Annotated in this window: 20 protein-coding genes; 13 read left to right on the forward strand and 7 right to left on the reverse strand. The window is 65.1% G+C overall.

The genetic code is table 11. The features are described 5' to 3' along the window. Nucleotides 1–45 precede the first annotated feature (45 nt). Nucleotides 46–1,824: an ABC-F family ATP-binding cassette domain-containing protein gene (locus tag ACUCV3_RS25730; RefSeq protein WP_482241345.1), complete on the reverse strand. Its 1,779-nt coding sequence runs from the start codon at nucleotides 1,822–1,824 to the stop codon at nucleotides 46–48. 140 nt (nucleotides 1,825–1,964) lie between these two features. Between ACUCV3_RS25730 and ACUCV3_RS25735 the strand changes: the two genes are divergently transcribed. After that, nucleotides 1,965–2,690 (forward strand): SIMPL domain-containing protein, encoded by a 726-nt coding sequence (locus ACUCV3_RS25735; protein WP_482241346.1) that lies wholly within the window; start codon nucleotides 1,965–1,967, stop codon nucleotides 2,688–2,690. A 4-nt stretch (nucleotides 2,691–2,694) separates the two neighbouring features. Here the strand turns inward: ACUCV3_RS25735 and ACUCV3_RS25740 are convergent, their stop codons facing one another. Beyond that, entirely contained in the window at nucleotides 2,695–4,188 is a 1,494-nt protein-coding gene (locus tag ACUCV3_RS25740) for a DUF389 domain-containing protein (RefSeq protein ID WP_482241347.1), read from the reverse strand. A 70-nt stretch (nucleotides 4,189–4,258) separates the two neighbouring features. Between ACUCV3_RS25740 and ACUCV3_RS25745 the strand changes: the two genes are divergently transcribed. From ACUCV3_RS25745 to ACUCV3_RS25760, 4 genes are all read left to right on the forward strand, one after another. Next, complete coding sequence (locus ACUCV3_RS25745; RefSeq protein WP_004207540.1) at nucleotides 4,259–4,597, forward strand: hypothetical protein; 339 nt, start codon at nucleotides 4,259–4,261, stop codon at nucleotides 4,595–4,597. A 48-nt stretch (nucleotides 4,598–4,645) separates the two neighbouring features. Continuing rightward, nucleotides 4,646–5,311, forward strand: coding sequence for a response regulator transcription factor (locus tag ACUCV3_RS25750; protein WP_004207541.1), 666 nt, complete (start codon nucleotides 4,646–4,648; stop codon nucleotides 5,309–5,311). A gap of 169 nt (nucleotides 5,312–5,480) precedes the next feature. Next, nucleotides 5,481–6,785 (forward strand): sensor histidine kinase, encoded by a 1,305-nt coding sequence (locus ACUCV3_RS25755; protein WP_482241351.1) that lies wholly within the window; start codon nucleotides 5,481–5,483, stop codon nucleotides 6,783–6,785. A 98-nt stretch (nucleotides 6,786–6,883) separates the two neighbouring features. Further along, nucleotides 6,884–7,237, forward strand: a complete 354-nt coding sequence (locus ACUCV3_RS25760) for a YbaN family protein (protein ID WP_097383553.1) — start codon at nucleotides 6,884–6,886, stop codon at nucleotides 7,235–7,237. Nucleotides 7,238–7,265: 28 nt separating this feature from the next. On the opposite strand, the gene ACUCV3_RS25765 is transcribed toward ACUCV3_RS25760, so the two are convergent. The 3 genes from ACUCV3_RS25765 to ACUCV3_RS25775 all read right to left on the reverse strand — a co-directional run bounded on the left by ACUCV3_RS25765 (nucleotide 7,266) and on the right by ACUCV3_RS25775 (nucleotide 8,979). Continuing rightward, complete coding sequence (locus ACUCV3_RS25765) at nucleotides 7,266–7,667, reverse strand: hypothetical protein (protein ID WP_037519987.1); 402 nt, start codon at nucleotides 7,665–7,667, stop codon at nucleotides 7,266–7,268. Between the two features lie 77 nt (nucleotides 7,668–7,744). Continuing rightward, complete coding sequence (locus tag ACUCV3_RS25770; RefSeq protein WP_279729872.1) at nucleotides 7,745–8,500, reverse strand: competence/damage-inducible protein A; 756 nt, start codon at nucleotides 8,498–8,500, stop codon at nucleotides 7,745–7,747. Next, entirely contained in the window at nucleotides 8,497–8,979 is a 483-nt protein-coding gene (locus ACUCV3_RS25775; protein WP_097383556.1) for a GFA family protein, read from the reverse strand. The genes ACUCV3_RS25770 and ACUCV3_RS25775 overlap by 4 nt, the downstream gene beginning before the upstream one ends. A gap of 83 nt (nucleotides 8,980–9,062) precedes the next feature. On the opposite strand from ACUCV3_RS25775, the gene map reads away from it, so the two are divergent. The 6 genes from map to ACUCV3_RS25805 all read left to right on the forward strand — a co-directional run bounded on the left by map (nucleotide 9,063) and on the right by ACUCV3_RS25805 (nucleotide 14,013). Continuing rightward, entirely contained in the window at nucleotides 9,063–9,893 is an 831-nt protein-coding gene (map, locus tag ACUCV3_RS25780; protein WP_010336065.1) for a type I methionyl aminopeptidase, read from the forward strand. A 336-nt stretch (nucleotides 9,894–10,229) separates the two neighbouring features. Beyond that, nucleotides 10,230–10,568: a P-II family nitrogen regulator gene (locus ACUCV3_RS25785; RefSeq protein ID WP_004207549.1), complete on the forward strand. Its 339-nt coding sequence runs from the start codon at nucleotides 10,230–10,232 to the stop codon at nucleotides 10,566–10,568. Nucleotides 10,569–10,662: 94 nt separating this feature from the next. Beyond that, nucleotides 10,663–12,075, forward strand: a complete 1,413-nt coding sequence (gene glnA, locus ACUCV3_RS25790) for a type I glutamate--ammonia ligase (protein WP_004207550.1) — start codon at nucleotides 10,663–10,665, stop codon at nucleotides 12,073–12,075. 120 nt (nucleotides 12,076–12,195) lie between these two features. Further along, entirely contained in the window at nucleotides 12,196–12,414 is a 219-nt protein-coding gene (locus ACUCV3_RS25795) for a DNA-binding protein (protein ID WP_279729871.1), read from the forward strand. A gap of 34 nt (nucleotides 12,415–12,448) precedes the next feature. After that, nucleotides 12,449–13,507: an NAD(P)H-dependent flavin oxidoreductase gene (locus ACUCV3_RS25800; RefSeq protein WP_482241348.1), complete on the forward strand. Its 1,059-nt coding sequence runs from the start codon at nucleotides 12,449–12,451 to the stop codon at nucleotides 13,505–13,507. Then, nucleotides 13,504–14,013 (forward strand): DUF4269 domain-containing protein, encoded by a 510-nt coding sequence (locus tag ACUCV3_RS25805; protein WP_279729870.1) that lies wholly within the window; start codon nucleotides 13,504–13,506, stop codon nucleotides 14,011–14,013. The genes ACUCV3_RS25800 and ACUCV3_RS25805 overlap by 4 nt, the downstream gene beginning before the upstream one ends. A gap of 16 nt (nucleotides 14,014–14,029) precedes the next feature. Here ACUCV3_RS25805 and ACUCV3_RS25810 read toward each other — a convergent pair whose 3' ends face one another. Both ACUCV3_RS25810 and ACUCV3_RS25815 read right to left on the reverse strand, forming a co-directional pair. Continuing rightward, on the reverse strand, nucleotides 14,030–14,683 hold the full coding sequence (locus tag ACUCV3_RS25810) for a histidine phosphotransferase family protein (RefSeq protein WP_482241349.1): 654 nt from the start codon (nucleotides 14,681–14,683) through the stop codon (nucleotides 14,030–14,032). A 91-nt stretch (nucleotides 14,684–14,774) separates the two neighbouring features. Further along, on the reverse strand, nucleotides 14,775–15,176 hold the full coding sequence (locus ACUCV3_RS25815; protein ID WP_279729866.1) for a M67 family metallopeptidase: 402 nt from the start codon (nucleotides 15,174–15,176) through the stop codon (nucleotides 14,775–14,777). Nucleotides 15,177–15,193: 17 nt separating this feature from the next. On the opposite strand from ACUCV3_RS25815, the gene ACUCV3_RS25820 reads away from it, so the two are divergent. Next, on the forward strand, nucleotides 15,194–16,144 hold the full coding sequence (locus ACUCV3_RS25820) for an RluA family pseudouridine synthase (RefSeq protein WP_048939364.1): 951 nt from the start codon (nucleotides 15,194–15,196) through the stop codon (nucleotides 16,142–16,144). 78 nt (nucleotides 16,145–16,222) lie between these two features. After that, the gene (gene rpoH, locus ACUCV3_RS25825; protein WP_004207557.1) at nucleotides 16,223–17,137 is read left to right on the forward strand and encodes an RNA polymerase sigma factor RpoH; all 915 of its coding nucleotides are present in this window, start codon (nucleotides 16,223–16,225) and stop codon (nucleotides 17,135–17,137) included. Nucleotides 17,138–17,195: the final 58 nt, after the last annotated feature.

The following is a 17,195-nucleotide window of genomic DNA, read 5'->3' on the forward strand; positions in this document are numbered from 1 at the left end:
CATCCAGCCCGTTGGCTATCAGATGCAGGGGGCAGCGCAAGGGCCTCAGCCCAGCCCCTCGGCCTTTTCCGCCAGTTCCAGCCAGCGTTCCTCGGCAGCGTCCTTCTCTGCCCGCACCTTCTCGATCGCAGCGGTCAGCGCGGCGAATTTCTTGGGATCGCGGGTATAGAGCGCCGGATCGGCCAGCGCCTCCTCGTCGCGGGCGATCGCCGCTTCCAGTTCCTCGATCTTCTTGGGCAGCAGGTCGAGGTCGCGCTGATCCTTGTAGGTCAGCTTGGTCGAGGCCGGCTTGGGCGGCGGCGGGGCCGCAGCCTCCTTCTTCTCCCCCTTGGGCGCGCGGCGCGGATCGCGCTTGGCGATCCAGTCGGCATAGCCGCCGACGATCACATCGACCTTGCCCGATCCGTCGAGGCCAAGTGTAACGGTCACGGTGCGGTCGAGGAAATCGCGGTCATGGCTGACGATCAGCACCGTGCCGTCATAATCCGCGATGACTTCCTGCAGCAGGTCGAGCGTTTCGAGGTCAAGGTCGTTGGTCGGTTCGTCCAGCACCAGCAGGTTGGATTCACGGGCAAATTCGCGCGCGAACAACAGACGCGAACGCTCGCCACCCGACAGGGTGCCGACCTTCGCCTCGGCCAGCGAGGGATCGAACAGGAAGTCCTTGAGATAGCCATGGACATGTTTGCGGACGCCGCGCACGTCGATCCAGTCGCCGCCTTCGGCCAGCACGTCGCGTACGCTCTTGTCGCCCTGCATCAGGCTACGCTGCTGGTCGATGAAGATCATGTCCAGCGTCTTGGCCAGCGTCACCGCGCCGCTATCGGGCGCCAGTTCGCCGGTCAGCAGCTTGAGCAGGGTCGACTTGCCCGCACCATTGCCGCCGACGATGCCGATCCGGTCGCCACGCTGCACGCGCAGGGAAAAGTCGTTGATGATGGTCCGGTCACCGAAATTCTTGGTGACATGCTCGGCCTTGATGACGCTCTTGGTCTTGCTGTCGTCGCTCGCCACCGCGATCTTGGCGGTGCCCTGCGGCCCCTGCATCGCGGCACGCTGGGCGCGCATCTCCCATAGCTTGGCGAGGCGCCCCTGATTGCGCTTGCGCCGGGCGGTGACGCCGCGCTCCAGCCAGTGGGCCTCGATCTTGAGCTTGGCGTCCAGCTTCTCGGCTGCGCGCGCCTCCTCGGCATAGACCGCTTCCATCCAGTCCTCGAAACCGCCGAAGCCGATCTCGTTGCGGCGCATCTGGCCACGGTCGAGCCACAAGGTCTGGCGGGTCAGGCGGGTCAGGAAGGCACGGTCATGGCTGATGACAATGAAGGCGCCGGTATAGCGGGCCAGCCAGCTTTCCAGCCAGTCGATCGCCGCGATATCCAGATGGTTGGTCGGCTCGTCCAGCAGCAGCAGGTCCGGTTCGCTCGCCAGCGCGCGGGCGATCGCGGCGCGGCGGCGCTCACCGCCGCTCGCGGTCGCGGCCTCGCGCGACAGGTCGATGCCCAGCTGGTCGGCGATCGCCTCCACCTCATGGGCGGGCGGCGCGAATGCGCCGGCCAGCGCGAAATCATGCAGCGTCTTGAAGGCGCTCACGTCCGGATCCTGCTCCAGCGTCACCACCCGCGCGCCCGGCTGTACCGAACGAATGCCCTCATCCGCCTCGATCTGCCCTCCGATCAGCTTGAGCAAGGTGGTCTTGCCCGCGCCGTTGCGCCCGATCAGCGCCAGCCGGTCACGCTGGCCGACATGGATGTCGATATGCCGGAACAGCCAGTGGCTGCCCTGCGAGAGGCCGAGATTTTCGAATGAGAGAATGGGTGCTGCCATGGCGGTGCAGCTAGGGCCTATCGGGCGTCGGGGCAAGAGTGGAACCGGAAAGCTGTCGGACGGCTTTCAACGCAGGACAGCGTCCATTCATCGCACCCAGGCCAAAAACGGGTGCAGGACTTACAGAGGAGACCATGTCCATGAAATCCGCTCTCGCCCTGATGGCGCTCGGCGCCGCCGCACTGCCTGTCGCGGCTGTTGCCCAGACCAGCGTCACCATCGCCGAGACCGCGCCGGTGGTGACGTTAAACGTCACCGAAAGCGTCGAGGCCGCGCCTGATGTCGCGACCATCGGCACCGGCGTCCAGACCAAGGCCCCGACCGCGACCCAGGCGATGAAGGACAATGCCGCCAAGATGGACGGGCTGATCGCGGCGCTGGCCAAGGCCGGCATCGCCAAAGCCGATATCCAGACCAGCGGCATCAACCTCAACGCCCAATATGATTACAGCAACCGCGACGGCCAGCCGTCCGGCCCGCGCTTCCTGGGCTATGAGGCGTCGAACCAGCTCAGCGTCAAGGTGCGCGACGCGAAGAAGGTCGGCGCGCTGCTCGATACGCTGGTGCAGGCCGGCGCGACCAACATCAACGGCCCCAGCTTCTCGGTCGAGGATCCGAGCCCGCTTCAGGCCCAGGCCCGCGCCACAGCGCTCAAGACGGCCAAGGCCCAGGCCGATTTCTATGCCCAGGCGGCAGGCTATCGCTCGGCCCGGCTGGTCTCGATCTCGGAAAGCAGCAGCGGCGGCAATGCGCCGATGCCGCTGATGGCCGCCCGCTTCAAGGCCGACGCCGCACCGACCCCGGTGGAACCGGGTCAGGTCAGCGCATCGATCAGCCTGACGGTCCAGTACGCGCTGGAACGCTAAACCGTCATTCCTCGACGCGCCAGTGCGGCACCGCAAGGTCCGCGCTGGCGCCTTTGATCAACCGCGCGTCGATGCCACGATCGGCAAAGGGCTTGAGTAGCCCCTCATTCCCCTCCCCCTTGCTCGACAGGTCGATCGGCAGGCCGGTGCGCTGCGCCGCCCACAGCACAAGCGCCAACCGATCCTTGTCCGTCACGGCCCCTTCGTCATCCAGCGCCAGCGACGGCAGTGGCAGGGTCGGCGGCGTAATCTCTATCGTCCAGCCGGGCGTTGCCGCCGCCGCCCGCCGCTCCAGCGCCCAATAGGCGCCGAGGCCCGCATCCGGCAAAGCCCGCGCCCGCACCACCGCCCGCTTGCGCGCGGTATCCACCGTCACCGCATCGGGATTGACGCCGGCGACCAGCGCCAGCCGGTCGGTCAGGCGATCGACCTGGCCCTGCACCTCACGCCGGGCGGTCTGGGCGGCGAGCAACTGGGCATTGTCGGCATCCGTCCCCTCACCCACCCGGATCTGTTCGATATCCAGCGCCACCGGCTTGCCCAGCATGTCCCCCAGAATATGGCCGGCCCGCGCGGAGGCGTCGCGCTCATAATGGCTGGTGAGGACGCTGGCGGTCACGGCAAGCGGCTTGGCGGCAAAATCCAGGTCTAGCTGCGCGATCCGGGCGCCATCGGGAAATTCGCGCCGGATGACGTCGCGGGCATCGCGGGCGGCCCGCGCTTCCCAGGCGATCTGGCCGAGCGACAGGCCGAGCGGCACTGCCAGCGCCAGGAAGATAGCGCCTATGAAAACCATCTGCAGCCAACTCTGGCTGGGCGACAGCCGCCGGCCAAAGCCATAGAGGCGCGCCATGATCGCCGCGGCCAGGGCGATCGTCACGAAATTGGTGAAGAAGAGGAGGAAGGCACCGCCCGCGACCGTCGCATTGAGCGTCGCCAGACCAAAGCCCACCGTTGCCAGCGGCGGCATCAGCGCAGTGGCGATCGCGACGCCGACGATCGTGCCGGCCTTGCCGCGAATCATCGCATAGGCGCCCGCCAGCGCGGAAAAGAGCGCGACCATCAGGTCGAACAGATTGGGCCGGGTGCGGGCGGCGATTTCACTGGTCACCGTTTGCAACGGCGACAGCAGGACGATGAAGGCCGTGAACGCGATCGCCACCAGCGCCCCGCCCGCCAGCGCGACGATCGTCCGTCGGATTTCACGCGCATCGGTCATGGCGAGGCCAAAGCCCAGCCCGACGATCGGCCCCATCAGCGGCGAGATCAGCATCGCGCCGATCACCACGGCCGGCGAGGAGAGCAGCAGGCCGAGCACAGCAATGCCCGCCGACATCAGGATCATGAAGGCGTAGGAGGGGCTCCAGCCATCATCGGCTCGCACCCTTTCGAGCACGGCCTGATGATCGATCCCGCGGATTACATGGCTGCGCCACCAGCGCGGAACGGAGCGCCACAAGGGCGCATCGGCTACGGGCCTGTCATCTTCATTCTGCATGGCTGGCAAGCTTAATTCGCCCGGCCGCTCCTTTCCAGCGCGGAATGACCGGTCATTCACCACCTGTTCAATGCGCTTCGCCTATGCCATGCCCATGACAATGATCGCCAAAAGCCTGACTGCCGGACTGGCCGCAATTATGGCCCTGTCCCTTATGACACCGGTCGCCGAAGCCGGTGGCCGCCGTGACGAACAGGATGCCGCGCGTCGCGCGATGCTGGACGGCCAGGTCATGCCCTTTTCGATGATCAAGCGCCGGGTCGACGCCCAGGTGGGCGGCGCCACCTATGTCGGCAGCGAGTTCAACCCCTCCACCAATCGCTATCGCCTGAAATATGTGAAGGACGGCAAGGTGATGTGGGTTGATGCCGACGGCCGGACAGGCGATATCATCGGCTGGGCGCGCTGACCGCGCGCCGCCCAACCTCTTTGCGTCGATAACAAGAAACGGAACCCTATGCGCCTGCTGATCGTCGAGGATGAACCGAGTCTGGGCCAGCAGCTCAGGAACACGCTGGAAGGTGCCGGCTATGCCGTCGATCTCGCCACCGATGGCGAGGATGGCCATTTCCTGGGCTCGACCGAAAATTATGACGCCGTGGTCCTGGACCTGGGCCTGCCGACGATCGACGGCCTGACCGTGCTTGATCGCTGGCGCAAGGAAGGCCGCAGCTTCCCGGTGCTGGTGCTGACCGCGCGCGATAGCTGGTCCGACAAGGTCGCGGGCCTCGATGCCGGCGCCGACGATTATCTGGCCAAGCCCTTCCAGAGCGAGGAACTGATCGCCCGCCTGCGCGCGCTCATCCGCCGTGCCAGCGGCAACGCGTCGAGCGAACTGATCGCCGGCGACGTCCGCCTCGACACCCGTTCGGGCAAGGTGACGCTCAAGGGCGATCCGGTGAAGCTGACGGCGCAGGAATATAAGCTGTTGTCCTATCTGCTCCACCACAAGGGCAAGGTGGTCAGCCGCACCGAGCTGATCGAGCATATTTACGACCAGGATTTCGATCGCGATTCCAACACGATCGAAGTGTTCGTGACGCGCATCCGCAAGAAACTCGGCGCCGATGTCATCACCACCATCCGCGGCCTTGGCTACAGCCTGGACGAGCCGGGGCGCTGATCCGCGTCCCATCCGCCTCCGTTCGCTGCGGGCGAAGTCGACAGGCAAACAGGTCCGTGCCATCGGCCATGTTTCTTGGCTGCGTATGCAGTGAACGGGTGTAGGATCATTTTGCATGGCCAGCCCGTCGCCCTCCCCCGTCCGGTCCACCGGGTCGATCAGCCGCCGCATGATCGGCATTGCCGCGCTGTGGATCAGCGTGCTGCTGCTGGGCGGCGGCGTCGCGCTCGACCGGGTGCTGTCGGACGCGGTGACGCGCAATTTCGACGACGGCATGAATTATGTGCTGACCGCGATGATCGCGGCGGCCGAGATCGGCCCGGACGGCGAAGTGCTGTTCAACCGCGAACTGGCCGACCAGCGCTTCCTGGAACCCAATAGCGGCCTCTATTACCAGATCAGCGCCAAGGGGCATGAGGATTGGCGGTCGCGATCGCTGTGGGACCGGGCGCTCAAGGTGCCGGGCGACCATGCCGACCGCAATTTCCATGTCTATGACAGCAAGCAGTTCCCCGGCGAGGATCTGCGCGTCATGGAGCGCAGCGTCATCCTGCCCGGTTCCGACGCGCGCTGGATGTTCATGGTCGCACAGGCGCGCCAGGGCCTCGATGGCCAGATCAAGACGCTGCGATCCACCCTGTTCAAGAGCTTCGCGCTGCTGGCGCTGGGCCTGATCGTGCTTGCCACCTTGCAGACCATCTATGGCCTGCGGCCGCTGCGCAAGGTGCGGCTGGAAATCATCAAGATGCGCGATGGCGACAAGAGCCGGGTGACCGAACCCATGCCCGCCGAAGTGTTGCCGATGGTCGAGGAGTTGAACGCGCTGCTCGCCCATAATGAGCGGCAGGCGGAGGAAGCGCGCACCCATGCCGGCAACCTCGCCCATGCGCTCAAGACGCCGCTGACCGTCATCATGAACGCCGCGACCGCCAATGCGCCGGACCTGGGCGAAACGGTCGTGCGCGAGGCGACGACGATGCGGCGCCAGGTCGACCATCACCTCGCCCGCGCCCGCGCCGTCGGCCGGCGCGGCGCAGCGCAGAGCCGGGCCGAGGTCTGGGCCAGCCTGGAGGCGGTCGAGCGCGCGGTGCGCCATCTCTATCAGGATGCGCGGGTCGACATGGACGGCGACAAGCATGCGGCAGTCCGCGTCGAGCGGCAGGATGTGGACGAAATGCTGGGCAATCTGGTCGAGAATGCCGCCAAATATGGCGGCGGCAGCGTGTTCGCGACGGTCAGCCGGGTTGGCGCGATGGTCGAGATCATGGTCGAGGATGATGGCATGGGCATCCCCGAGGCCGACCGGGTGCGCATCTTCGATCGCGGCGTGCGCCTCGATTCGGGCAAGCCCGGCACGGGACTCGGTCTCGCCATCGTCCGCGATGTCGCCGAAATCTATGGCGGGTCGGTGGCGCTGGAGGAGAGCGAGGATCTGGGCGGACTGCTGGTCCGGCTGCGCCTGCCTGCCGCCTGACAAAAGGCGCCCGACGAAAGGCAATTGCGTTCCTGCAAATCAATAGCATAGACAGGACAGACCGGGCCGCATCGGCCCATTCCAGACGGGATCGACGGGTGCGGCGCCATCTCTATCTCATTGCCGGCTTCCTCTCGATCGGATTGGGTACGCTGGGCGCCTTCCTGCCGCTGCTGCCGACCGTGCCGTTCATGATCCTGGCCGCCTATTGCTTTGCCCGCTCCAGCCCGGAACTGGAGGCAAAGCTGCTGGATCACAAGCATTTCGGTCCGCATATCCGCCGCTGGCGCGAACGCGGCGCGATCAGCCGGAGGGGCAAGAAGGCCGCGCTCGGCGCCTTCGCCTTCAGCGCGATCCTGGCACTGATCTTCTCCCCCTTCCCCTGGTATCTGATCCCGCTGGCCGCCGCACTGATCGGCGGCAGCTGGATCTGGACCCGGCCGGAAAGCTGAGCCGCCTGGGCGGGATCGATATCCGCCCTTAGCCTTGCGTCTTTGCATAATCGCGCAGCGCGCGCAGATCGCGGGTAATCCACTTGGCGTCGCGCGCGAAATCCTCGTCGCTCATACCGGGCTGGCGAAAAAGCGTCAGCATCACCTCTGCCCCATCCCCATTCTCGATGACGCGCAGCGGGACATGAACCTCCCGGCCATCACCGGTCTCGACGAAATGGTCCATCACGCCAAATTCATTGTGCGGCGTGAAGCGAACGACGATCGGCCCATCGGGACCGTCGGCAATCCATCCGGTGCCGCCCCTGCGCAGATCGGCCTCGGTCAGGCCCGATGCCCATTTCGGGAATATCTCCGGCTGCCAGATCGCTTCGTAAAGCTCGCGCCAGTTGCGCGCTATCGTGACGCTGTAGGTTCGCGCGGTAAGCATGCCGTATTCTCTCAAAGAAGTGGAACCGTGCTGTACCGCCGTCATGCCTTCTTGTCACCGGAACGGATGTGTTCTGGTTAGATACCGCCCGGCACCGGGGGCCAGCCGCCGGAGGTCAGCGCGGCGCTGAGGTCCGTGACGCACGCATCCAGCACCGCCTGATCGGTCGAGCGGATGACGAAATTGGCGCCGGTGCGCCCTTCGCGGAAGAAGGGGTAGCTGCCGATCTGGACGCCGTCATGGGCGCGCTCGGTGGCGCCGAGCAGGTCGGCAATCTCGCTTTCCGCGACCCAGCAGCCGATCGTCGCCGACAGGACGGGCAAGCCGCCCTCCAGCGTGCCGGTCAGGCTGTCGAGCATACCGGCGGTGATGTGCGGCACGCCGGCCATGATGAAAATATTGCCGTGGCGGATGCCCGGCGCGCCCGACATCCGGTTTTCGATGAGGTCGGCGCCGGCCGGCACCCGCGCCATGCGCAGCCGCGCGTCGGTAAGGCCCCCGCGCGTAACATAATAGCGCTCCAATATCGCCCGCGCCTCGGGATGGACCTCCACACCGACGCCCAGCGCCGCCGCGATCGCATCCACCGTGATGTCGTCATGGGTCGGGCCGATGCCGCCGGTGGTGAAGAGATAGTCGTTGCGGGCACGCAATATGTTCACCGCCTCGACGATCGCGTCCTGCACGTCGGGCACCACCCGCACCTCCCGCAGGCGGATGCCTTGGACATTGAGCCAGGTGGCGATCTGCGCGACATTCTTGTCCTGGATGCGGCCAGACAGGATTTCATCGCCGATCACAATCACGGCGGCGGTCCAGATGCGGTCGCTCATGCCAGCGGCTCCGCACGGGCGGCGAGCGCCATCAGCCGGGCCAGTCGATCGGGCGGCAATATGTCCGCCGGCTTGTAGCTCGCCTCGAAGACCGGCACGTCGGCGGGCAAGGCGGTCCAGTCTGACCGGTCGGCGACGAAGATCGCGGCATCGGGCCGGATCGCCGAGCGATCGTCCAGCGTCCCGACGCGGATCGCCGCGCCCGCCCGGCCAAGACGGGGATAGAAGCTCCAGACCGCGGTGCCGCAATTGGCGCAGCGCACGATCACCTGGGTCTTGCCGCTGCCGGTCGGCACGACATGTTCGCTCAACTGCCCAGACAGGAGGTGAAGATGATCGACCTCGACAAAGGCATTGACCGCGGACGCCGCGCCGCTCTGCCGCTGGCACAGGCTGCAATGGCAGTTGTTGACGAAGATGGGGTCGGCATCGACCCGATAGCGCACCTCACCACAGGCGCATCCGCCTTCCATCACCATGTCCGTTTCTCTTTTCCTGATAGCGACCGCGGGGCTGAGCGAAGACACTCGCAATGCCGGATCGCAGGGTCTATATCAACCACATGACCGAATATATGACGATGACGGCCGACGCGCCGGTTTCCCGCTCGACCGCGATCAAGCTCTATGACGCGGCCGGTTTCGACGGCATGCGCAAGGCCGGCCGGCTGGCCGCCGAGATCCTCGACGCGCTGGTGCCCCATGTGGTGCCGGGCGTGACCACCGGCGAACTGGACGACATCGTCCGCCGCATGACGTTGGACGGCGGCGGCGTGCCGGCGACCCTGGGCTATCGCGGCTATACCCATAGCTGCTGCATCTCGCTCAACAATGTCATCTGCCATGGCATTCCGGGCGACTATAAGCTCAAGGACGGCGATATTCTCAATATCGACGTCACTCCGCTGGTCGATGGCTGGCACGGCGACACCAGCCGCATGTTCATCGCCGGCGACGCCCCGATCAAGGCGAAGCGGCTGGTCGAGATCACCTATGAATGCCTGATGCTGGGCATCGAGCAGGCCAAGCCCGGCAATCATCTGGGCGACATCGGCCATGTCATCCAGCGCCATGCCGAAAAGCATCGTTACGGGGTGGTCCGCGATTTCTGTGGCCATGGCCTGGGCCGCGTCTTCCATGACAGCCCGGAAGTGGTCCATGTCGGCCGTCCCGGCACCGGCCCGGAGCTGAAGCCCGGCATGTTCTTCACGATCGAACCGATGATCAACATCGGCAAGCCGGGCGTGAAGATGCTGGACGATGGCTGGACGGCGGTGACGCGCGACCGCACCCTGTCGGCCCAGTTCGAACATAGCATCGGCATCACCGAAACCGGCTGCGAGATCTTTACCAAGAGCCCGACCGGCCTCGACTGCCCGCCCTACGCGCGCTGATTTCTGCCTGCCCATGGAGGTCCCAAAGGCCCGCTCCGTTCATGCCATCGGGATCAGTCCTGATCGGCATCGACGGGGCGGGCCTTTTGCGTGATGGATCGTTCAACCACTGCCCAAAAAACAGGCAGAATGACATGATATTGCCCGGAATCCGGGCAATATGGACAAAGATTGCTGCATCGCCGAAAGCAGGCCTAGCGATTCGCCACTTGGCACGGTAATTGATTGTTAAGGGAGACGGCGCTTGCCTCGGGGGGCATGATGATCGTCGCTTGAAGGTTGAAGGATGCGGGGCCAACCCGCGTCCGTTCGTGCGTCATGGGTTGGGATTAAGTGATGAAGAAGATCGAGGCGATCATCAAGCCGTTCAAGCTGGACGAGGTGAAGGAAGCGCTGCACGAAGTGGGCGTATCCGGCATCACCGTCACCGAGGCGAAGGGCTTCGGCCGCCAGAAGGGCCATACCGAACTGTATCGCGGCGCCGAATATGTCGTCGACTTCCTGCCCAAGGTGAAGCTGGAGGTCGTCGTCGACGACGCCCTGGCCGACCGGGTCGTCGAAGCGATCTGCAGCGCCGCCCAGACCGGCCGCATCGGCGACGGCAAGATCTTCATTTCCGCCATCGAGGGCGCGGTGCGCATCCGCACCGGCGAACGCGACAGCGACGCCATCTGATTTTCGACAGGTTCTAGCCGGCGGACAGGGGTCCGGCGGACACAGGCTTCAACGACCCCTTCGGGGGGGTATCCATAGAGAAGGGCAACTGCACATGGCCAACACGCCAAAAGACATCCTGAAGATGATCGAAGAAAAGGAAATCGAGTGGGTCGATGTCCGTTTCACCGATCCCAAGGGCAAGTGGCAGCACCTGACCATGGTGTCTTCGGTCCTCGGCGAAGATGAGCTGACCCAGGGCCTGATGTTCGACGGTTCGTCGATCGAAGGCTGGAAGGCGATCAACGAGTCGGACATGATCCTGAAGCCCGACCTGGACGCCGTCTATGTCGATCCGTTCAGCGCGACCCCGATGCTGATCATCTTCTGCGACATCGTTGAGCCCGACACCGGCGAACTCTACGCCCGTGACCCGCGTTCGTGCGCCAAGCGCGCCGAAGCGTTCGTCAAGTCGGCCGGTTTCGGCGACACCATCTATGTCGGCCCGGAAGCCGAATTCTTCATGTTCGACGATGTGCGCTTCGAGAATGACTACTCGCAGAGCTACTACAAGATCGACGACATCGAGCTGCCGACCAACACCGGCAAGGAATATGAAGGCGGCAACCTGGGTCACCGTCCGCGCGCCAAGGGCGGCTATTTCCCCGTCGCGCCGGTCGATCCCTGCACCGACATCCGCGCCGAAATGGTGTCGACCATGCTCGAAATGGGCCTGCCCTGCGACAAGCATCACCACGAAGTCGCCGCCGCGCAGCACGAACTGGGCCTGACCTTCGGTACGCTGGTCCAGACCGCTGACCGCATGCAGATCTACAAGTATGTCGTGCAGATGGTCGCCCAGGCCTATGGCAAGACCGCGACCTTCATGCCCAAGCCGATCGCGCAGGACAATGGCTCGGGCATGCACACCCACATGTCGATCTGGGAAGGCGGCAAGCCGCTGTTCGCGGGCGAAGGCTATGCCGGCCTGTCCGACACCTGCCTCTACTTCATCGGCGGCGTCATCAAGCACGCCAAGGCCCTCAACGCCTTCACCAACCCGACCACCAACAGCTACAAGCGTCTGGTGCCGGGCTTCGAAGCCCCGGTTCTGCTGGCCTATTCGGCCCGCAACCGTTCGGCCTCCTGCCGTATTCCCTACGGCGCCGGTGCCAAGGCGAAGCGCGTGGAATTCCGCTTCCCCGACGCGATGGCCAACCCCTATCTCTGCTACGCCGCGCTGCTGATGGCCGGCCTCGACGGCATCGAGAACAAGATCCATCCGGGCGCCGCGATGGACAAGAATCTCTATGACCTGCCGCCCGAAGAGCTGAGCCAGGTGCCGACCGTTTGCGGTTCGCTGCGCGAAGCGCTGAACAGCCTCGAAGCCGACTATGAGTTCCTGCTCAAGGGCGACGTGTTCACCAAGGACCAGATCGATGCCTATATCGAACTGAAGTGGCCCGAAGTGTATCGCTGGGAAATGGCGCCCTCGCCGGTCGAATTCGACATGTATTACAGCGCCTGATCCTTTCACAGGTTGCTGGAGGACGGGCCCGGTCGCGCAAGCGGCCGGGCCTTTTCCGTTGCGGCGCGGCAGGCGTGCTGTTCTATTCGGGCACCACGCATCGACGAAGGGAGACTCGCCTTGCAGATCAGCGGAAAGCTTGCCCGCGCCGCCCGCGCCGATCCGGGTGACGATGCCAAGGCACGACTGCGCCTGATACTGGAACAGGGCGGCGCCGTCTTCCTGCCGGAGGATGGCGAACAGGGCGCTGGCGTTCGGCTGAAATTCACCGCACGCGACGTGCGCGCAATCAACCGCATGGAAGGCGAAGGCGGCCCGGTAGGCACCGACGACGTCTGATCCCCCTGTTGCAGGATCGATCGCCACCGCCCACATGATCTGCATGAACCCGATCGACGCGCTAGACCTTTCCCTTCCCCTGATCCAGGCGCCGATGGCGGGCCTATCGACGCCGGCGATGGCCGCCGCCGTCAGCAATGCCGGGGCGCTGGGATCGATCGCCGTGGGCGCAACCGATGCGGCGGGCGCCCGCGCCATGATTGCGGCAACACGCGCGCTCACTGACCGGCCGTTCAACGTCAATCTGTTCGTCCATGCGCCGCCCCGCGTGCGCCCGGCCGAGGATCAAGCGTGGCTGGCGGCACTGACGCCGCTCTTTGCCGCGCAGGATGCGGCGCCACCCGCCGGCCTGGAGACCATCTATCGCAGCTTTGCCGAAGACCTGGCGATGCTCGACCTGCTGGTCGAAGCGCGCCCACGCGTGATCAGCTTCCATTTCGGGCTGCCCGGTGCGGCGCAGATCGCGGCGCTCAAGCAGGCGGGTTGCCTGCTGCTCGCATCCGTCACCAATTTGGACGAGGCGGTCGCCGCCCGCACCGCCGGCATCGATGTTCTGGTAGCGCAGGGATTTGAAGCCGGCGGCCATCGCGGCATGTTCGATCCCGATGCGCCCGATGCGATGCTCGGCACCTTCGCACTGACCCGCTTGCTGGTGGCGAAGGCCGGCCTGCCAGTGATCGCGGCCGGCGGCATCATGGACGGACGGGGCGTGCGCGCAGCACTCGATCTGGGCGCGGTGGCGGCGCAACTGGGCACGGCGTTCATCGCCTGCCCGGAAAGCAGCGCCGACGCCGCCTATCGCGCCGCCCTTGCCAGCCCGGCCGCCCTGCACACGGTCATGACCCGCGCCATTTCCGGCCGCCCGGCCCGCTGCCTTGCCAATCGCTTCACCCAATGGAGCGCTGAAAATGGTGACGACGTCCCCGACTATCCACGCACCTACGCCGCCGGGAAGGCGCTCAACGCTGCCGCCAAGATCCAGGGCGAAGGCGGCTATGGCGCGCAATGGGCCGGCCAGGGCGCGCCCCTCGCCCGTGTCTTGCCGACGGCGGACCTGATCGCAGCAATCGCGGCGGAGATGCGCGAGGCATGAGCCGCGTCGCGCATCAGGTCGCGCTGCAACGCACCGGCGTCATGACGTTATTGGCGCCCTATGATCCGCATGTTGCGGGCACGCCGCCGCTTGGCCTCGACCTGCCGGACAGCGACATCGATATCGTCTGCGAGGTGCGGGATTTCGATGCCTTTGCCGCCTTGATGACCGAGCATTTCGGCGATCGCCCCGATTTTGCGGTTCATGCGCGCCCCAACCTTGATGCCATGATCGTCCGCTTCCGCGCGTGGGACTGGCCATTCGAGATTTTCGGCCAGGCCTTGCCGGTCGCGCAGCAACATGGCTGGCGCCATTTCCGTGTCGAGCGACGCCTGCTCGATCTGGGCGGTTCTGCTTTGGCACAGGCGATTATGGCCTTGCGCCATCGAGGCCTGAAGACCGAGCCCGCCTTTGCCACGCTGCTGGGCCTGACGGGCGATCCCTATGCAGCGCTGCTGGAACTGGAGGGACAGGACGACGCAGCCCTGCGCGCCCTGCTGCCCTAACTTGTTCCGATCTGACTTATTCTGCGCGGTCGGGGATGGCGGCGCCAAACAGCAGCACCGAATCGCCCGGCGGCGACAGCACGATCTCGCCGCCAGCCTCCATCACCAGCGCGCGTACCATCCAGGCGGCCGCCGTGCGCGACGCCAGGGCACCGGCCGGCAAGGTTCCTGCCAGCGCCGCGCGCAGTTCGGGATCGAGAATGACCTTGGGCCCTTCGCCCCGCACCACGATCTCCGTCACGCCCGGCCGCTTCTCCGCACCGATGTCGAGTTGCCCGCCGCGCACCAGCGCATCGCCGGCGATCAGCGCCAGATTGAGCAGCACCTTGACCGCGAGCTTGGCCAGCATCTGCTCCTCGACCATCCAGCCAAGCTTCACCCGCCCCAAGGCGAACATGCCCTCGATCGCGACCTTCGCCTCATGCGGCGGCACCGCATCGCCAAAACCGCCCGCCGAACCAAAGGCCAGGCGAAAGAATTTCAGCTTGTTGGCTGAGGTGCGGGCACTGTCGGCCAACAGGTCCAGGCAGCGCTGGCGCATGTCCGGGTCGGTTTCGTCGGCCATGAGTTCCAGGCCATTGTTGAGCGCCCCGACGGGGCTCAGCAGGTCATGGCAGAGGCGCGAGCAGAGAAGGCTGGCAAATTCGATGCTGTCGATCGGATGGGTCATGGAGATGGAGGCCGCCGGATTTACGGGAAAAGACACCTTCCCGGCTAGGCTTCCCCAGCCGATGATGCAAGCCCGGCTCACCCCCTTTGCATCACCTTATATCGAGCAACGCCTCCACGAAGGCCACGCTCCCCTCCCCGTCCGGCCCGGCCACCCACGCCCGCACTGCTCCCCCGCCGACTATCAGCCACAAGGCGCCGTCCGGCGCAGCACAGGCGCGGTCCGTTTCCGACGGAATCGGCACGCCCGATGGGTGGGAATGATAATGGCCAAGCACCGCCGGCCCGCCCCGGCGCGCGGCCCGGTGCGCGGCCAGCAAGGTCGCCGGCGCCAGTTCGAAATGACGAGCCGGGTCCGGCGCGACATTGGCCGCGGGCCGGATCGCGTCGATGCGCGCGCCCTGCCCCAGCAGCAGGCCACAGACCTCCCCCGGCTCGGCCGCAGCCAGGGCCATGATTTGTTCCAGCAGCACCCTTGAAATTTCGGCCTTCATTCCTACATCCCTAGGCAATGATTCCGGGGGTTTCCATCATTGAAACGACGATAGGCGAAGCCCAAGCGGGTTTGCGCCTTGATCGCGCATTGGCCGAACTGCTGCCCGACCTGTCGCGCGAGCGGATCAAGGCGTTGATCGTCGAGGGACAGATCGTCTCGGGCGGTCGATCGCTCAACCCGTCGATGAAGGTGGCGGTGGGGCAGGATTACAGCATCACTCTGCCAGCCCCGGTCGCGCTCGACGCCGTGGCGCAGGATATTCCGCTCGATATCGTGCATGAGGATGCCGACCTGATCGTGGTCGATAAGCCAGCGGGCCTGGTGGTCCATCCGGCGGCCGGCAATCTGGACGGCACGCTGGTCAATGCGCTGCTGCATCATTGTGATGGCCAGTTATCCGGCATTGGCGGCGTGGCGCGTCCCGGCATCGTTCATCGCATCGACAAGGATACTTCCGGCCTGTTGGTCGTTGCTAAATCGGACAAGGCCCATGAGGGCCTGGCCCGACAGTTCAAGGATCACAGTATCGACCGGCTCTATGCCGCGATCGTCTATGGCATTCCCACGCCGGGGTCCGGCACGGTCGATGCCTGGATCGGGCGGTCCGACGCTGATCGAAAGAAGATGGCGGTTCATCGGGAAGGGCGCGGCAAGCATGCCGTCACCCATTACCGCGTGATGGAGCGCCTGCGCGGCGCGGCGATGGTGGAATGCCGGCTGGAAACCGGCCGCACCCATCAGGTTCGCGTGCATATGGCACATCTGGGTCACCCCTTGATCGGGGACCCGGTTTACGGTAGAGACAGAAAAGGTTTCAAATCAATACTGGAAACGCTGGGTTTCAAAAGGCAGGCATTGCACGCGAAACGGCTGGGGTTCATACATCCTGTGACGGAGGAACCCTTGGCTTTCGACAGTCCCCTGCCTGCAGATATGCAGGAACTGTTAAGCGAGCTTCACGTATAGGTTCTGACAAGTTTGCGCGGCCAGCGGATGCCACTTTCGGGTTCGCCTGGCGCGCATGTAAAGGGAAGGAATTGTGACATGGCCAATCGGAGCAATGTCCCCGCGGTTCCGGCGCTGGGCGGTGAAGCCAGCCTCAACCGCTATCTGTCGGAAATTCGCAAGTTTCCGCTGCTGACCCCCGAGCAGGAATATATGCTCGCGAAGCGCTACGAGGAACATCAGGATCCCGAGGCGGCGGCCCAGCTCGTCACGTCTCACCTGCGCCTCGTGGCGAAGATCGCCATGGGCTATCGCGGCTATGGCCTGCCGGTCAGCGAACTGATCAGCGAAGGCAATATCGGCCTGATGCAGGGCGTGAAGAAGTTTGAGGCTGAACGTGGCTTCCGCCTGGCGACCTACGCCATGTGGTGGATCCGCGCGTCGATCCAGGAATTCATCCTGCGCAGCTGGAGCCTGGTCAAGATGGGCACCACCGCGTCGCAGAAGAAGCTGTTCTTCAACCTGCGCCGGATGAAGAACAATATCGAGGCGTTCGAGGATGGCGATCTGCGCCCCGAGGACGTGACCAAGATCGCGACCGATCTGGGTGTGTCGGAAGATGACGTGGTGTCGATGAACCGTCGCATGGCGATGGGCGGCGATACCTCGCTCAACGTTCCGATGCGCGAGGATGGCGATGGCCAGTGGCAGGATTGGCTGCAGGACACCGATCCGCTGCAGGACGAACGCGTCGCTGAGGAGCAGGAACGCACCCAGCGTCACGAGATGCTGGTCGAGGCGATGACCGACCTCAACGACCGCGAGAAGCATATCCTAGCCGAGCGTCGCTTGGCCGAGGAGCCCAAGACCCTTGAGGAACTGAGCCAGGTCTATGGCGTGTCGCGCGAGCGCGTCCGCCAGATCGAGGTTCGCGCCTTCGAGAAGCTGCAGAAGGCGATGATGCGCATCGCGGGCGGCAAGCTGGAAAAGATGGCACGCTTCGCCGCCGCCTGATCCGGCCACACAGGAAAAAGAAGAAGCCCCGGAGCGATCCGGGGCTTTTTTTTCGTCT

Source organism: Sphingobium sp. VMM, from assembly GCF_056790315.1.

Bases quoted from the DNA above. Each gene is read 5' to 3' on its own strand.
- ACUCV3_RS25730 (WP_482241345.1), bottom strand. From the start codon at position 1,824: ATGGCAGCACCCATTCTCTCATTCGAAAATCTCGGCCTCTCGCAGGGC.
- ACUCV3_RS25735 (WP_482241346.1), top strand. From the start codon at position 1,965: ATGAAATCCGCTCTCGCCCTGATGGCGCTCGGCGCCGCCGCACTGCCT.
- ACUCV3_RS25740 (WP_482241347.1), bottom strand. From the start codon at position 4,188: ATGCAGAATGAAGATGACAGGCCCGTAGCCGATGCGCCCTTGTGGCGC.
- ACUCV3_RS25745 (WP_004207540.1), top strand. From the start codon at position 4,259: ATGCGCTTCGCCTATGCCATGCCCATGACAATGATCGCCAAAAGCCTG.
- ACUCV3_RS25750 (WP_004207541.1), top strand. From the start codon at position 4,646: ATGCGCCTGCTGATCGTCGAGGATGAACCGAGTCTGGGCCAGCAGCTC.
- ACUCV3_RS25755 (WP_482241351.1), top strand. From the start codon at position 5,481: ATGATCGGCATTGCCGCGCTGTGGATCAGCGTGCTGCTGCTGGGCGGC.
- ACUCV3_RS25765 (WP_037519987.1), bottom strand. From the start codon at position 7,667: ATGCTTACCGCGCGAACCTACAGCGTCACGATAGCGCGCAACTGGCGC.
- ACUCV3_RS25770 (WP_279729872.1), bottom strand. From the start codon at position 8,500: ATGAGCGACCGCATCTGGACCGCCGCCGTGATTGTGATCGGCGATGAA.
- ACUCV3_RS25775 (WP_097383556.1), bottom strand. From the start codon at position 8,979: ATGGTGATGGAAGGCGGATGCGCCTGTGGTGAGGTGCGCTATCGGGTC.
- map (WP_010336065.1), top strand. From the start codon at position 9,063: ATGACCGAATATATGACGATGACGGCCGACGCGCCGGTTTCCCGCTCG.
- ACUCV3_RS25785 (WP_004207549.1), top strand. From the start codon at position 10,230: ATGAAGAAGATCGAGGCGATCATCAAGCCGTTCAAGCTGGACGAGGTG.
- glnA (WP_004207550.1), top strand. From the start codon at position 10,663: ATGGCCAACACGCCAAAAGACATCCTGAAGATGATCGAAGAAAAGGAA.
- ACUCV3_RS25800 (WP_482241348.1), top strand. From the start codon at position 12,449: ATGATCTGCATGAACCCGATCGACGCGCTAGACCTTTCCCTTCCCCTG.
- ACUCV3_RS25805 (WP_279729870.1), top strand. From the start codon at position 13,504: ATGAGCCGCGTCGCGCATCAGGTCGCGCTGCAACGCACCGGCGTCATG.
- ACUCV3_RS25810 (WP_482241349.1), bottom strand. From the start codon at position 14,683: ATGACCCATCCGATCGACAGCATCGAATTTGCCAGCCTTCTCTGCTCG.
- ACUCV3_RS25815 (WP_279729866.1), bottom strand. From the start codon at position 15,176: ATGAAGGCCGAAATTTCAAGGGTGCTGCTGGAACAAATCATGGCCCTG.
- ACUCV3_RS25820 (WP_048939364.1), top strand. From the start codon at position 15,194: ATGATTCCGGGGGTTTCCATCATTGAAACGACGATAGGCGAAGCCCAA.
- rpoH (WP_004207557.1), top strand. From the start codon at position 16,223: ATGGCCAATCGGAGCAATGTCCCCGCGGTTCCGGCGCTGGGCGGTGAA.